The 15,962-nt window shown below is 43.6% G+C and carries 13 protein-coding genes and 1 tRNA gene; 5 read left to right on the forward strand and 9 right to left on the reverse strand.

Translation table 11 applies throughout. The features are described from left to right. Positions 1–33: 33 nt before the first annotated feature. The 9 genes from QZT26_RS00420 to QZT26_RS00460 all read right to left on the reverse strand — a co-directional run bounded on the left by QZT26_RS00420 (position 34) and on the right by QZT26_RS00460 (position 10,027). The gene (locus QZT26_RS00420) at positions 34–237 is read right to left on the reverse strand and encodes a 4Fe-4S dicluster domain-containing protein (RefSeq protein WP_099325264.1); all 204 of its coding nucleotides are present in this window, start codon (positions 235–237) and stop codon (positions 34–36) included. After that, positions 224–1,063 (reverse strand): NAD(+)/NADH kinase, encoded by an 840-nt coding sequence (locus tag QZT26_RS00425; protein WP_099325263.1) that lies wholly within the window; start codon positions 1,061–1,063, stop codon positions 224–226. The genes QZT26_RS00420 and QZT26_RS00425 overlap by 14 nt, the downstream gene beginning before the upstream one ends. A 103-nt stretch (positions 1,064–1,166) precedes the next feature. Further along, positions 1,167–3,101 (reverse strand): 1-deoxy-D-xylulose-5-phosphate synthase, encoded by a 1,935-nt coding sequence (gene dxs, locus QZT26_RS00430; RefSeq protein WP_295099968.1) that lies wholly within the window; start codon positions 3,099–3,101, stop codon positions 1,167–1,169. Positions 3,102–3,154: 53 nt separating this feature from the next. Further along, positions 3,155–3,406, reverse strand: a complete 252-nt coding sequence (locus tag QZT26_RS00435) for an exodeoxyribonuclease VII small subunit (protein ID WP_295099970.1) — start codon at positions 3,404–3,406, stop codon at positions 3,155–3,157. 98 nt (positions 3,407–3,504) lie between these two features. Further along, the gene (xseA, locus tag QZT26_RS00440; protein ID WP_295099972.1) at positions 3,505–4,743 is read right to left on the reverse strand and encodes an exodeoxyribonuclease VII large subunit; all 1,239 of its coding nucleotides are present in this window, start codon (positions 4,741–4,743) and stop codon (positions 3,505–3,507) included. Positions 4,744–4,749: 6 nt separating this feature from the next. Beyond that, positions 4,750–5,547 carry a TIGR00282 family metallophosphoesterase gene (locus tag QZT26_RS00445; RefSeq protein ID WP_099325259.1) on the reverse strand — a complete coding sequence of 266 codons (798 nt, stop codon included), beginning with the start codon at positions 5,545–5,547 and terminating at the stop codon, positions 4,750–4,752. After that, positions 5,544–6,044, reverse strand: a complete 501-nt coding sequence (gene coaD / locus QZT26_RS00450) for a pantetheine-phosphate adenylyltransferase (RefSeq protein WP_099325258.1) — start codon at positions 6,042–6,044, stop codon at positions 5,544–5,546. The genes QZT26_RS00445 and coaD overlap by 4 nt, the downstream gene beginning before the upstream one ends. A gap of 17 nt (positions 6,045–6,061) precedes the next feature. Continuing rightward, positions 6,062–8,911 carry an LPS assembly protein LptD gene (gene lptD, locus QZT26_RS00455; protein ID WP_164994304.1) on the reverse strand — a complete coding sequence of 950 codons (2,850 nt, stop codon included), beginning with the start codon at positions 8,909–8,911 and terminating at the stop codon, positions 6,062–6,064. Between the two features lie 9 nt (positions 8,912–8,920). Further along, complete coding sequence (locus tag QZT26_RS00460) at positions 8,921–10,027, reverse strand: DegT/DnrJ/EryC1/StrS family aminotransferase (protein WP_164994305.1); 1,107 nt, start codon at positions 10,025–10,027, stop codon at positions 8,921–8,923. A gap of 372 nt (positions 10,028–10,399) precedes the next feature. Here QZT26_RS00460 and QZT26_RS00465 point away from each other — a divergent pair. The 5 genes from QZT26_RS00465 (at position 10,400) to QZT26_RS00485 (ending at position 15,547) form a co-directional block, all read left to right on the forward strand. Continuing rightward, positions 10,400–10,473 (forward strand) — tRNA-Arg (locus tag QZT26_RS00465). 104 nt (positions 10,474–10,577) lie between these two features. Further along, positions 10,578–12,185 carry an L-aspartate oxidase gene (nadB, locus tag QZT26_RS00470; RefSeq protein ID WP_164994306.1) on the forward strand — a complete coding sequence of 536 codons (1,608 nt, stop codon included), beginning with the start codon at positions 10,578–10,580 and terminating at the stop codon, positions 12,183–12,185. Positions 12,186–12,300: 115 nt separating this feature from the next. After that, on the forward strand, positions 12,301–12,714 hold the full coding sequence (locus QZT26_RS00475) for a secondary thiamine-phosphate synthase enzyme YjbQ (RefSeq protein WP_169703414.1): 414 nt from the start codon (positions 12,301–12,303) through the stop codon (positions 12,712–12,714). Positions 12,715–12,723: 9 nt separating this feature from the next. Then, the gene (locus QZT26_RS00480; RefSeq protein WP_295099978.1) at positions 12,724–14,817 is read left to right on the forward strand and encodes an FAD-dependent oxidoreductase; all 2,094 of its coding nucleotides are present in this window, start codon (positions 12,724–12,726) and stop codon (positions 14,815–14,817) included. Between the two features lie 37 nt (positions 14,818–14,854). Continuing rightward, positions 14,855–15,547 (forward strand): methylenetetrahydrofolate reductase C-terminal domain-containing protein, encoded by a 693-nt coding sequence (locus QZT26_RS00485; protein ID WP_169703412.1) that lies wholly within the window; start codon positions 14,855–14,857, stop codon positions 15,545–15,547. The last annotated feature ends 415 nt before the right edge of the window (positions 15,548–15,962 follow it).

Here is a 15,962-nt window from a genome sequence, read left to right on the forward strand (position 1 = left end):
CAGTATCTAAAAAGTTGCATGAATTAAACAGCATCAGTTATAAATTTCTATTGCAACATCAGGACACATTATGGCACATTTTTTACAACCGTCGCATTTTCCCCCTTCTTTAAATCTTACGGGGTACAGTCCCTGATCATTCAGTGTTTCCGAAATAACCAGAGAATTATGATGGCATACGGGAACGCATAAAAGGCATCCCTTGCAATAATTTTCCTTTATCTTAATTACGGCCATAATTCGGAGGTCCTCCCCAGTTTAATTTTTCACGCAAAACACCGTAAAAAGTCCTTTCTCCGGTATCAACCATTTGTATTTCAATATCTGACCGTTCGACCATCACCTTATCTCCACCTTCCAATTCGGTATATATTTGCCCGTCAACGGTCATGCCGATGCTTGGAGATTGCGACAGCGGTTCGATTTCAATCTTCGTATTGCCGGAAACCACCAATGGTCTGTTTGTGAGCGTATGGGGACAAACGGGCACTATAATAAACGCGTTCAAATCCGGTGTTACTAAAGGTCCCCCGGCAGATAAGGAGTGTGCCGTTGATCCTAAAGGCGTTGATATAATCAGTCCATCAGCCCTGTATGTTGCAACGTCTTCGCCATCGATAAGCAATCGTATGGAAATTAATCTCGATAAAGAAGACCGGGAGATGACGACGTCATTTACGCCTATTGACTCACAAATAACCTTGTCCCTCCGTTGAATGCGGCAATGAAGAAGCATTCTTTTGCGTATCGAATACTTTCCGGAAAAGATTTTTTCCATAGACTTGCAAACTTCCCGTTCCGTGATTTCTGCCAGGAAACCGAACCGCCCCATGTGTACGCCAATAATGGGTATCTGATTCCCGGACAGTTTTCTGCAGGTGGACAAAATAGCGCCGTCGCCGCCAAACACCACGGCCATTTCATATATGCCTTCAGGGATTTCGTCCTGAGACAAATCGACAATCGCTGTTTCGACATATTTATTAAGCCATGGCTTTAAGCCCGACACCATATCATGTATTTTTTTCTTTGTAAAATTTCCTAGCACGAGGATTTTTTTCATTATTCACCCTAAGCTGGCACAGCCAGAACCAAACAAGCACGAAAACAGTCCTCAGTCCTCAATCTGCAATCTACCGACTGTAGCTTGTAGACTGCCGAAGCTACTAAACGGCTAAATGCCGCTTACCTGTATTTGCGAATGAGCCTTTTATTTCCGTTAGATCGAGAGATGCAATAAATGTATCTGCAATACCGTCTGCATCCAAGCCAAGACTTTTCAATATAATCTCTCTTGGCCCATGTTCCATAAATCTGTCAGGAATACCCATCCTTACAATTTTGCCCGCATCCTCTTTTTCATCAGAAACCATCTCAAGCACGGCGGAGCCGAAACCTCCCGCAAGCGCATGGTCTTCAACAGTAAGAATCAGTTTGTGTTTTCTTACTAATGACAAAATAAGTTTTTTATCAAGGGGTTTTGCATATCTGGCATTTACTACCGTGGCTTCGACGCCTTTTCCCGACAATTGTTCCGCCGCCTGCAGGCATCTTTGTACCATACAACCATACGCCAGAAGCACGCCGTCTTTGCCTTCTCTTAGAATCTCAGCCTCTCCAATCCCAAACGGCTTGCATTCCAAATCGATTTTTTCATCGGGTATATTTTCTTTTGGATAGCGAATTGCAATTATCTCATCAGAATCGATGGCAATCTTTAGCATTGCCCTTAGTTCGCTTCCGTCTTTAGGGGACATCAATACAATGCCGGGCAAATTGCGGAGATACGCTATATCAAACACGCCGTTATGGGTAGGGCCATCATTGCCAACCACCCCGGATCTGTCCATGACAAAAACTACTGGATTTTTTTGTAAACAAATATCATGGAAGACCTGGTCATATGCCCTCTGCAAAAATGTGGAATATATTGCCACCACAGGCTTCAATTTTTCGGTTGAAAGACCGTTTGCAAGTCCAACGGCATGTTGTTCACAAATACCCACGTCAAAATATCTGTCCGGGAATTTTTCCCCAAAGGAAATCATACCCGTGCCGTCCGGCATAGCCGCAGTAATGCCTACGATAGAAGGATTCGTTTTTGAGAATTCCACCAGCGCATCGCTAAAAACTTTTGTGTAAGAAATTTTCCCTGCATCCTGTACCTCTTTCTCTATTTTGCCTTCAGAAAGCTTAAATTTCCCGGAGCTGTGGAATTGCGTGGGGTTTTGGTATGCAGGTTCAAAACCACGCCCCTTTTCTGTTATCACATGCAGCAACACAGGGCCGTTTAAATGCTTAATATCATTTATTGTTTCTGTTAATACCTTAAAATCGTGCCCGTCAATCGGCCCGAAATAATTGAATCCGAGGTCTTCAAAAATACGCCCCGGAGTAGCACCGATTTTTACCAATTCAACAAGATGTTCCAGTGTTTTCTCCATAGGCTTCCCAAGCACCGGCAATATTTTTATCAAACCGCGTAACTCTTTTCTTATATCCGCATAAATCGGCATTGTTCGTATTTTGTTCAAATATTTCGAAACTGCCCCTACGGTGTTGGAAATAGACATCTCATTATCATTTAAGACAACAAGTAGATTTTTCTTAATATCGCCTGCATGGTTTAATGCTTCCAGAGACATACCAGCCCCTATGCCGCCATCTCCCACCACCACAACAATGGATCGTTTGTATCCGATAATCTCATCTGCACATGACAATCCCAGGGCGGAAGATATCGCATCACCGCTATGGCCGCATGTGAAAGGATCATATAAGCTTTCATTTTTATCCGGAAAGCCGCTGAGTCCTTTATATTGGCGCAGTATGGAGAAATGTGTTTTCCTGCCGGTAAGTATCTTGTGGACATACGCCTGATGGCCAACGTCCCAGACAATTCTGTCTTTCCTGAAATCGAAACAATAATGGAGCGCCATCGTCAATTCCACCACTCCGAGGTTTGAGGAAAGATGTCCGGGATTTTTTGATATGACGTCCACAATAAAGGAACGGATTTCACTTGCCAGTTTGGGCAAATCTTCCGGGTTTAACTTTTTCAGGTCTTCCGGAAATTCAACGGAGTCTAAGATATTATTCATTTGTCTCTTTGGTATTGTTTATTGTTAAAAATCTCTCTACACATATTATTTTTTTACGGTGCGTTATTCGTGTCATTCGTACTGTTATCAATAAAATCTCTGGTGCTGAAAGAGCCATTTTCATCCTTTACCAATATCTGGATTTTTTTTTCTGCCTCGTCCAGCATAGAAACACACTTTTTGTACAATTTTATGCCATTTTCATATTCAGATAACGTTTCATCGAGGGGCATATCTCCCTTCTCCAGTTTATCAATAATTTTTTCTAGTCCCTTTAACGCTTCCTCAAATTTTACTTTTGCCATATACTACAATGCCCATCATCAATCAGAAATTTTTGCTTATATATACGCTTATTTTAACGCTCTTACCTCTCCTACCAATATATTTCAGGCAATCCCGCTTACCCTTCAATTTCAATTATCGAGGAAACAAAACTGCCATCATATAATCTGGTTCTTACCTTTGTACCGGACGACAGTTCCTTGCAGGATTTTACAGGGATATCATTATGCAGGACAGTGGTAATTGAATATCCTCTTTGCAGCACCTTTAGCGGGCTTACGCTCTCCAGTCTGTTTGCAAGTCCTTTCAACTGCTCCTTTTCCATTTTCAAGGTATGACCGCACAACATAACCAACCTTTGCATATTCTCGTCCAGTACCTGTTGTAATCTATGTATCCTGTCAAACGGCCTCTTAAAGGGAAAGCTATGTTCCGCTCGTAACAAACGACTTCGATCTGTTTTTATTTTATTATAGAGTGATTGTATAAGTCTAGCTTTAATTTTTTCCAAAGCATCTGTTAACTGATCATAGCAGGGAACTACCAGTTCAGCAGCCTCTGTCGGGGTCAACGCCCTTATGTCTGCGACCAGGTCAGAAATAGTGACATCAATTTCATGCCCTACTGCGGAAATGACGGGTATCTTTGAGGTAAAAATGCTTCTGGCAACAACCTCTTCATTAAACGCCCATAAATCTTCCAGGCTCCCTCCGCCTCTACCCACAATAATCACATCAATCCCGGCAATAGTATTCAGGTTATCAATGGCATTGGCAATTTCCCGGGCAGCGCCCTCGCCCTGAACCCTCACTGGATAAATGAGGATTTCCATCTTCGCAAACCTTCTGTTGATGACATTCAGGATATCCTTTATTGCCGCACCGGTAAGGGATGTTACGATGGCAATCTTTTGGGGAAGCAACGGAAGGGGTTTCTTGTAGCATGGGTCAAATAAACCCTCCTTCCCCAATCGTTCTTTCAGTTTCAAAAATGCCTGTTGAAGTGCACCAAATCCTTTTGGCTCGATGTTTTCAATGATTATTTGATATTGTCCGCGGGGCTCGTAAACAGTGATAGAACCAAAGGCCAGGACTTCCATTCCGTCCTTTAAGTCAAATTTTATCCAGTTGGCGACGGATTTAAATATGACCGCCTGAATCTGCGCATGTTCATCTTTCAGCGTCAAATACAAGTGGCCGGAGGATGGTTTTTTTAAATTGGACACCTCTCCGGTAATCCATACGTGGGAAAACCCCTGTTCCAGCGAGTTCCGTATCTTACCGGTAATCCCGGAAATGGTCAGTATTCTCTTTTGACTCCTTACCGCATCTGATATAAGAGGAAACAGATTATTCATTGCTGCTCAACTTGCTTCTTTTTCTTTCACTTCGATTCTCATTATGCTTTCGGCCCTTCCTGTTTGGCTGTCCACAACAATCTTTACACCATTCATCCGCACATCATTCTCTGCCACTTCGAACCGCGTGGGCATTTGCGTCATAATCGCCTTTAGCACGCAATCGGATTTTCTGCCCAATATGGATTCATGAGGGCCCGTCATGCCTATATCGGTTATATAAGCAGTTCCCTTTGGCAATATCTTTTCATCTGCAGTCATTACGTGTGTATGGGTACCGACAACTGCACTGACTCTACCGTCCAGGAACAAACCCATTGCTATTTTTTCGGAGGTCGCTTCCGCATGCATATCAACAAAAATCATCGACGTTTCATTAGAAAGCACCCCCAAAATCTTCTCCACTCCCCTGAAAGGACAATCTATGGGCTTCATGAATACCCTGCCAAGCAGGTTAACCACTCCAATGGGATATCCCAGCTTTGACGTTGCAACCACAAAGCCCTTTCCAATGGCATACGGAGAATAATTAAGCGGCCGTATAATATTTTTATGTATTTCCAGGACGTGAACCTTTTCCTTTTTATCCCACACATGGTCGCCCATAGTGATGACATCCACGCCGTAAGAAAATAATTCTTTTGTGATTTGATCTGTAATGCCGGCCCCCGCTGCCGCATTTTCTCCGTTTGCAATACAAAAATGTATCTCTTCCTTCTCCATAAAAGATTTCAGTTTGTTTTTTATTATCGTGCGTCCCGGACTACCCACAATATCGCCTAAAATAAGGACGTTAACCTTCATGTCGTCTTCTTTCTTTGTAAGCGTTTAAATTTTTGCATTAAACCTCTTTCAACGTCCGGAGGGACAAATTTGCTTACGTTTCCGCCCAGACTGGCCGTTTCTTTAATCAGGGCGGAGTTTAGAAATAAATATTGTTCACTTGCCATTACAAATACTGTTTCTGCATTTTTATCGAATACCCTGTTTGTTAATGCCCGGTTCCGTTCATATTCAAAATCAGATGCCGTGCGTATGCCACGCAGTATAATATTTGTTCCTCTTTTTGCCAGATGATCCACCAGCATACCTTCAAAGCAATCTACTTCAACGTTTTTAAAATCCTTAACATTGTGCCTGATCATCTCCATTCTTTCTTCTACAGAAAACAACGCTTGTTTTAACGGATTACATCCAACAGAGACAATTAGTCCGCTAAAAATAACACTTCCCCGCCGGATAACATCAAGATGTCCATTTGTAACAGGATCAAACATCCCCGGATAAACTGCTGTTCTCATAGATTGCACCCTGTGTATTAAAACCAAAAGCGGCTCGTGGTTTGCTGAAGACCCTTGGGGCTAATATCAAAGCGATAAGAATTATCATTTCTAATGGGGTCTAATTCAAGGGTAATGCTTCCTACCCAGTCATGAAAATAACGGGACAGCACAAAGCTTGTTTTTAAATTTTTCCGTTCCTCGCGTCTCCCCTCGCCGTCATCATCATCGGCTAGCGAGGTTTTCAGATCATATTTTTCCTTCCCCATAATACTCCATTTTTCATTAATCTGGTAATTTGCCGCAAGCATTATCATGGAACTGATATCTCTGATAAACCTATGTCCTGCAAAAAACTGCCAGTCAGGGGGATTGACCACTTCCGCGCCATAAGAAAGGACGTCAAACTGAAACTCTTCAGTATTAAATTCGTTCCTTTCGGAAACAATAGCAACGATATCGTTTAATTGGCAGCGGAAATCAAGATTAATAAAATTATCTTTTCTTACAATAATCCCGTTGATCCCCTCCGTGTAAATACCGGAATTTGTGGGAAACATATAATAATCCAGGTTAAAATCAATAAAATCCACCGTTTTTTCATGTCCCGGGTTCCCCCGTTTTGTCTGTAATTTGTTTTTCACGCCCATAACCAATATCTGAGAGGAATCCAAAGCATCGATTTCATCATACTGATACAATTCGTCCGGGTCACGAGTAACAAAAGGGCTGTAAATATAACGCAGCTCCGGTATAAATATATGGCGTAAACGATTAATCCTGAAAAAATCATTATAGACGCTATATGTCCTCCAGTGCGTAGAACTCCAGTCAAGTCCAAACGTAGGAATAAAGCGGCCTGTCACATCCCCATGTTCTTCCGCCACCCCGTCTGAAGTGTCTATACTTTCAGAATACCCGGTAGCCCTCCCCTCGACAAATGGATTAATATTAAAAATCCATGGCTTAAACGGAAAACTTACACGGGCAACACTATCAATTCTTGCCACCGGCCGGGTTTCGGTTGCTTCATTTACCGTTCCCGAATCAAAACCGGCAAGGGCAGGATGGTATTTCCGGAAATCAGCCGATTGTTCAACAGTGTTGTTAAAATACGTAATTGAGCTTTCTGAAGAAAACAACATCCGGTTGTCCAAAAGAGGCTCGCTAATGATCTGGTATTTTACCTCAGGAAGCCGTTCCGCATAATTTTTTTCCCTTAAAGAATCTACCGTTGTGTCAAATCCGTTTAATTGCTGATTTACGAGAAACGTCGCCGCCCTGTTATCCTCCGTTCTTCGAAGATAGAATACCGTTTCACGATCTTTTTCCGTCTTGAATTTCTGAGGGAAATATTCCCTCAGGAATCTTGGGTCGCTCAGATAGGAATATTCCGTATCCATGCGCACACCATACGGCAGCTCTTGCCGGTGCCTCCATAATATGCTCCCGCGATCTTCTTTGTCTATCGGTATGCGATTAATATCATACTCTCCATGGTCGTTCAGATAATATGTTTCAACCGACCCAAACAAATCCTGCCCCCGGTAACCAAAATCAAACCCTGTACCAATGCCGCGGTTCTGTAAATAGTCCAGTTTAAATATAAGGTCGCTCCACTCCTTTTGTTTTCCCCCGGCAGCCACATAGAGGTCCCAATCGGTCCGAATAAATGTGCCAAAGCGGGAAGAGCTTCCAAACGTCCAGTCTCTTAAAAGCTTTTCCTTCTTTTGAATATCAAGTGATATGTAAGGAAAATATGCCACGGGATATCGGTCGAGATAAAAAAAGTTATCTTTTGAAGAGATAATATTATGTCCTTCGCTCTGAATTAATCGGATTTTTTTCCCTTGGAAATGATAATGCGGATGCCCATACCCACATGTAGTTATTTGGCCGTTTTCGATCTCATATCGTCCTTTTCCTACATGATGTATTTCTTCCGCAGTGACATGCGCGGGCAAGTCTTTTAGCCCGGCAAATTTGTCTTTTTTGGAACGGAAAGCGGCATCCTGGCCGGAAACATCCTCCTCCTGGCCGGATTGAATAGTTGTCTTGATCTTACCGTCTAAAATAATCCCCCTGTCTTCTGCCATTTGTTCAAAGATACGATCGGCAATGAGAAAATCATTTTCACGGCGCATGGTAACGTTGCCTTCTGCATAAAGTTCGCTAAGAGGCAATGCCATGGATTGTTGTGTCACATCCGGCAAGGCACTTTTATCAAACCATAGGATAATACTATCCGCGTCAACAGTCATGTCCTCTTTTTTGATTTTTACATTCCCAAGAGCAACAACAATGCGCCTGTCACCCTCCTCCCATGAATCGATTTGATCCGCAATAATATCAATCAACTCCTCCTTTTCCCTTTGATCTTTAGTTTTTATCGACTCAGGGGTCTCCATAGATAAGAACTCTTCTTCTCCCCTAGAACGAATATCTTCTCCCCTGAGAAAAAAAGGCATTGGTTGTGCCTCTTCAAAGAACACTATTGGCAATATATCCGGATTCACCTCAATCCCTGTCAAGGTGACAAATTTCAAATATACCTGCTCAAATTTTTCGTAATTTTCTCCATGAAACACCGTTACGTTGCCTTCGCAATATACCTCAATGATTGCGTCTTCATACTGCATCGATTCCTCTTCGTGAAACCAGCAAACCACATTGTCCGCAACGATATAAAAAGGCCCCTGCGAAACACCGGCATTCTTTTCAGCAATAAAGACCCTGGTTCCTTCTTTTTTCCATGTACTTATACGTTTGGCAGAAAGAGAAAAGGGTCTGTGTGCAAGGTTGCTGCCGGAAAGCAGACTGTCTGCAAAGGCAGGAGCGCTTAATAATAAAAACAAGGCGAGAGTAAAAAGAAGGCGTGTTATTTTCATAAAAAAATGCTATTTACGAGTGAAAAAAGCCTTTATTTGCTCAATAACAAAATCTTGTTCTTCCCGGGTAATTTCAGGGAAAACAGGTAGGGACAAAACTTCGTTTGCGGCTTTTTCAGATACCGGCAAGTCGCCGGATTTATATCCTAAGTACGCAAAGCATTTCTGCAAATGAAGGGGTACCGGATAATAAATAACCGTCTCTATACCCTGTACTGAAAGATGTTCTTTCAAAAGGTCGCGTTTTGGCGTAGCTATCACATACTGATGATAAATGTGCGTATTGCCGTTCATAATTTCGGGAAGTCTTACAGGCATTCCACTTAAGTGTTCATCATAATAGGCGGCGACTGTCCGGCGCTTTTCCGACCATTCGTTTAAATGCTTCAGCTTCGTATGCAGGATGGCCGCCTGAAGGGCGTCCAGCCGGCCGTTGATTCCAACATATTCATGGTAGTATCTCGTATTCGACCCATGTACACGCAGTGCCTTAATCAAAGCCCCCATCTCATCGTCATTCGCCGTTACAAGACCGCCATCACCGTAAGCGCCCAGATTTTTCGACGGATAAAACGAAAAACAGCCTGTATCGCCCATCGTTCCCGCTTGCTTCCCCTTATAAAAAGCGCCTATTGCCTGCGCAGCATCCTCAACAACATATAATCCTTTCGTTTGCGCCATTTCAAGAATCGCATCCATTTCGGCGCATTGCCCGAACAGGTGAACGGGAAGAAGCGCCTTCGTTTTGCTACTTACCGCAGAGGCGATCTTGCGGACGTCTATGTTGTACGTTGCAGGATCGATATCGACAAACACAGGCAATGCCCCTAATCGTGCAATCGAGCCTGCCGTGGCAAAAAAAGTAAATGGCGTTGTAATAACTTCGTCGCCACTTTTAATGCCACATGCCATTAATGCCAATAATAATGCATCCGTACCGGAAGAAACCCCAATAGCGTATTTAGCGCCGCAATAATTTGCCATACTATTCTCGAACGACTCAACGTAAGGTCCGAGAATAAAAGACTGTTGTGCCAACACATCTAAAACAACAGCGTCTATTTCATTTTGAATACTTTTATACTGCCGCTTTAAATCCTGAGAGGGTATTTTCATAGATAAAATGTCCGCCGTTATCAGATAAATCCAAAAACCTTAACAATGCTAACTTATTATATTTAAATCATTTAAAACGGATTATAAACCAACGAAACTATCTTTGTCAATTAAAAAAGAATGCGATGGGTAACCGCATTAATTAGTGCCTTATCGGTAATTTCTTTGCTTTTTTTTGCAAAATATTTAATTGTCCCTTCTGCGGTTGGCAATCTACAATCTACAATCTACAATCTGCAGTCGGCGGTCGGCAGTTGACCAATGGTCAATTACGAGTGACGAAAGACTAATGACCAATACGTATTAAAAACATTAGCCTTGATTTAAATTAACCATTTTTTGTAAAATTATATTACAAATCAGATTTTCCACGCCCCTATAGCTCAATTGAATAGAGCGTTGGCCTCCGGAGCCAAAGGCTGCAGGTTTGAATCCTGCTGGGGGCATTTAACTCCTAAAATGTTTCCACGTTGAGCTTTACAGTAATTATAATGAGGGGTAAGCTCCCTTTGTTCATACCGGTTTAAAAATATTTTATATCCTTATCCCTATGAAAAAACGCATAGTTCCAAAACGATACCTCATTTCTTTCGACACCCGCACACATTCTCACCTCTTTACCGATATACTTGTGGTAGGGAGCGGGGTCGCCGGCCTAAGCGCCGCCATCCAGGCGTCAAATCATAGCTCCGTGCTCATTATTACAAAAGATAAAATCGACGAGAATAATACCACCTATGCGCAAGGCGGCGTTGCCGTGGTGTTGTCCCCCGGTGATAATATCTCAAAACACAAAAAAGATACCTTGACTGCAGGGCAGGGTCTGTGCAACCCCGCGATTGTTAGCAAGATTATTTCCGAAGGTCCGAAGCGGGTACAGGAAATGATCGAATGGGGAGCGGAATTCGACAAGGAAAACGACCATTTAATCTTTACGCAGGAAGGTGGACATGGTTTTCCCCGAATAATACGCGCCCTTGGCGATTCAACGGGAAGAGAGGTGGAAAACACTCTCATACGTCGTATAAAGAAAAACAAAAACATCAAGGTATTCGAATATACATACGCAATTGACCTTATTACAGCCGACAATTTCTGCCATGGCATAGCGGTGTGGCACCCTAAAAAGGGGACCACGTTAATATGGGCAAAACAGACCATTTTAGCAACGGGAGGATGTGGCCAGGTTTACCGGGAAACGACCAACCCCGGCGTCGCCACCGGGGATGGACTGGCAATGGCATATCGCGCCGGCGCTGCCCTTCAGGACATGGAATTTGTCCAGTTTCATCCCACTACATTATATATAGCCGGTGCGGTGCGTTTTCTTATTACCGAGACGGTAAGGGGCGAAGGCGGCATACTGCTAAATAAGAACGGCGACCGGTTTATGCCAAAATACCATGAAAAAGCCGAGCTTGCGCCCAGGGACGTAGTAAGCCAAAGCATTTTGAAAGAAATGCGTGAAACAGGTAATACGCATGTATCTCTGGACATTCGCCATATCCCCAGGAAAAGACTTTTTACACGTTTCCCGAAAATTAAAGAAATTTGTGAATCTTTCGGCATTGATATCTCCAAAGACCTGATTCCGGTGCGCCCAAGCGCTCATTACATGATTGGTGGAATAAAGGTAAATCGTCTTTCTATGACCACAGTGAAGCACCTCTATGCATGCGGAGAGGCGGCGTGTACAGGCATGCATGGCGCTAACCGTTTGGGAAGCAACTCCCTGCTGGAAGGGTTGGTAATGGGAAACATTGCCGGGATAGAAGCCTGCAAATCGGCGCAAGGCATTAAGACAAATCTCACTCCATTATCAATGAATGAAACGCCGGGAGCCTCCAAAATAAGCTGGCTTGACCTTGAAGACATTGGGGATTCCCTCAAAAGTCTTATGTGGAGGAATGTGGGAATTGAGCGCAACGAAAAGCGCCTGCTCCAGGCGGAAGAAATGATAGACATGTGGTGTAAATATGTAATGGATAAGGAATTTTCAAACCCGGAAGGCTGGGAATTACAGAATATGTTGCTTGTTGCAAGTCTTATAGTGTCATCAGCATACAAACGCAGGGAATCACGCGGCGTTCATCACCGCACAGATTATCCGCAGACCGACGATATTCACTGGAAAAAACATCTGGTTTTGAAGAAATAGCAACATTTTGCCCCCCTGTTAATTTTGAAATCCGAAACAAATTCTAATGACAAAATGATTTGAAATTTTAAACAAATGCATCTTTACAACAATTTTGAGCATAAACGGGGTAAAAATGAAATTTTCAACGGAATACCTTACTTTTAATACGAAGAAACACCGGGAATTGATTAATATTACGAAAGAGGTAGAAAGGATACTCATCAGCAGCGGTATAAAGGAAGGCATGGCGCTGGTTTCCGCCATGCATATTACTGCGGGAGTTTTTATAAACGATGCAGAATCAGGGCTGCATCGGGATATTGAAGAATGGCTGCAAAAACTGGCGCCTGAAGGGCCTGATTATTTCCACCACAGAACCGGAGAATCCAATGGAGACGCACATTTAAAGAACCTCCTTGTCGGCCATCAGGTGATAGTGCCTGTAACAAAAGGAACATTGGATATGGGACCCTGGCAGCAAATATTTTACGCAGAGTTTGACGGACAACGTAACAAAAGACTGGTTATTAAAATAATGGGAGAATAAATATTTGCAATGACAATGAATAACATACAGACAAAACAGAATACATGCACCGGCGAAGAAGCTCCGTGCGTTATGGCATGCCCTATCCGGCAGGATGCGCGTGATTATGTACAGCTTATCGCCAGGGGCCTTTTTAAGGAAGCGTACCGGCTTGTCAGGGAGAGAAATACGCTTCCCGCATCATGCGGACGCATATGTACCCATCCCTGTGAAACAAAGTGCAGAAGGAACAGCACGGACAAGCCGATAGCAATCGCATGGCTCAAGCGCTTCCTCAGCGATAATTATTCCGAAAATATTTACACCAGGCCGGAGCAAACATATCCCGAAAGGATCGCAATAATTGGAGCGGGACCCGCAGGTCTTGCCGCTGCAAATGACCTGGCGCTTATGGGATACTCCTGCACGATATTTGAATCAAACCCGCATCCGGGAGGCATGCTGCGCATGGGCGTCCCCACATATCGTCTGCCAAGGAATGCCATTGACAAAGATGTTGAATTCATACGGCAACTGGGGGTCGAAATAAGATACAACACCACTTTAGGGAAGGATGTTACCTTTGACAGCCTGAAAAAGGAAGGATATGCCGCTATTTTTATAGGCGTTGGATTGCTTGACAGCCGCAATTTACCAATAGAGGGGGCGGAGTATGACGGCGTGTTGAAGGGCATATCTTTCCTGCGCGAGGTCAATGCAACAGGAACCGCTAAAATAGGGAAAAACGTGCTGGTGATCGGTGGCGGAGCCGTTGCGATGGATTGCGCCAGAACCGCCTTGAGGCTTAAAACGGAAAAGGTGTCGGTCGCATGCCTTGAATCACGCAATGAAATGCCTACCACCGATTTTGAGATTGAGGAAGCCGTTCACGAAGGCGTTATATTGTACAATTCCGTGGGGCCAAAACGCATTCTGGGAGAACACGGAAGGGCGACAGGACTTGAAACACTCAGGGTAAAATATGTTTTTGATGAACAAAAACGTTTTCATCCTGCTTTTTACGAGGGTTCGGAATCTGTCATAGAAGCCGATACCATTATCCTGGCAATAGGCCAGACGTCCAACCTCTCTTTCCTGAAAAACCAGGAAGAAATTGAGGTTTCACGAGGGGCGACAATCGTTGTTGCCCCAAATACCTTTGAGACTTCGATGCCGGGTATTTATGCAGGAGGGGACATTGTACTCGGAAGAGGCACCCTCACCGAAGGCCTGGCTCAAGGGAAAAAAGCGGCAATCTCCATTCATAATGCGCTGAGAAACGAAAAACGAAGCGATGAAAAATGGGTAGATAAACCGGAGGTGCCCAAACTGGCGGACGCAAGAGTCCCTCTCGTTAAAAAAGAACAGAAGCAGGACATGCCCATGATGTCGCTCTCAAAGAGATTGCATTCATTTGATGAGGTGGAATTGGGATTTTCTCCCGAAGTTGCCGTCAGGGAGGCCCAACGGTGTATGAATTGCGGCGCCGGCGCGTATGTGGATGAGCATTTATGTGTTGGCTGCATTACCTGCGTAAGGGTGTGTCCTTTTGATGTGCCGGAATTCAGAAACGGTGAAATAACGGCTTACATCGGCGGAGATTGCCAGTCCTGCGGTTTGTGTATTGTGGAGTGTCCCGCAAAGGCCATACGCTTTAAAACGCCGCTGGAAGATAGCGGCAGAGAGAGATTGAAGGCCCTTTTTCAGGACGTCTCGGTTCAAAAGGCAAAACCATTAATCGTCAATTTCTACTGCCAATACGGTTCGCCAGTCGTCGGCAGTGTTGAGGGCAAGAGCAATGCTGTCATAGAAAAACACGTAAAACGCATTGGCGTATTGGGGCTTGGAAAGGTGGAACCCTCCTTATATCTCAATGCGCTTGAATGGGGCGCCGACGGCGTCTTAATAACGGCATGCAAAGAAGATGAATGCCATTTTTGCGCAGAATATGAATGGATAAAAAAACGCTCGGCATATGTGTCAGGATTTTTGAGCAAAATAGGGGTGGATGCCAGGATATTTAAGACACATTTTGTTTCATCGCAGACAGACAATGCGTTTGTGGATATTGCCGTCCAAATGGTAAAAGATATTGAACAAATCAACTTAGTAAAAAGTGCGTAAACTGAAAAAAAACTTATTTACATAAAGGTGTATAAAAATGATTGTCGCTGATGCAAAACCGTTTAACGAAATAGAACAAATGCTTTCGGGATGTAAAAAGGTATACGTTGTCGGGTGTGGTTCATGCGTTACCATCTGCCACACCGGCGGCGAAAAACAGGTAACGGAACTTGCCGCAAAAATCCGGCTTGCCTCAAAGTTAAAAGGGAAACCCGTTGAGGTGGTAGAGGGTTCGGTACTTCGGCAGTGTGAATGGGAATTTATAGAAGAAACAAAAAATGTGGTTGAGGATTGCGATGCCGTTTTATCCATTGCCTGCGGTATAGGCGTGCAATATATGGCGGAACGGTTTCCAAACGCAAAGGTATTTCCCGGACTAAATACAACATTTATGGGAGCGCCTACGGAGCAGGGGGTTTTCTGGGAACGCTGCGCCGGCTGTGGTGATTGTATTATTAGTACCACCGGCGGACTTTGCCCGGTAAGCCGGTGTGCAAAGAGTTTGCTAAACGGTCCGTGCGGCGGCTCACAAAATGGGAAGTGCGAGGTTTCGGAAGAAACACCATGCGTTTGGAATCAGATATATGACCGGCTTGATGCACAACAATTATTGTCAACAATGGAAAACATTGTCCCTCCAAAAGACTGGCGCACCGGCGCAGAAAACCATCCAAGAAAAATGGTGCTGGAACACCTGGTTATGAAAAAGGAAAAAAACGAAACAAGGTAGTTTTTTCGTAATGGGTTCAGCCCCCGGCGGGTTAATTGCAAGCACATGTGATTTTAAAGAATATGTAGAGACGTATTGCATGCGTCTCTACAAAAATATTGAAATTCCTAAGCTGACATCGCCAGAGCCAAGCGAAACAAGCACGAGATAAAAAATACGAAGCACGAAATACGAAACAAATACAAAATCCCAATGAAAAAAACAGGGTTTTGAACATTGAAAATTAGAATTTGTTTCGTATTTCGTATTTAGCATTTCGGATTTCACCATTAAATATTTTGCCAAAAAATGCAAAGAAATTACTGCTAAGATACCTATGGCGGGTTCAAGTTTGCAACTTGAACCCCACGTTTTACATTGTTCCTGCCAGCCTGTAGGTGAGGGATTTAGCCATTAAATAGATAGAGCGCTTTAG

Origin of the sequence: uncultured Candidatus Kuenenia sp. (assembly GCF_900696675.1) — a bacterium.
GTDB lineage: Bacteria > Planctomycetota > Brocadiia > Brocadiales > Brocadiaceae > Kuenenia > Kuenenia stuttgartiensis_A.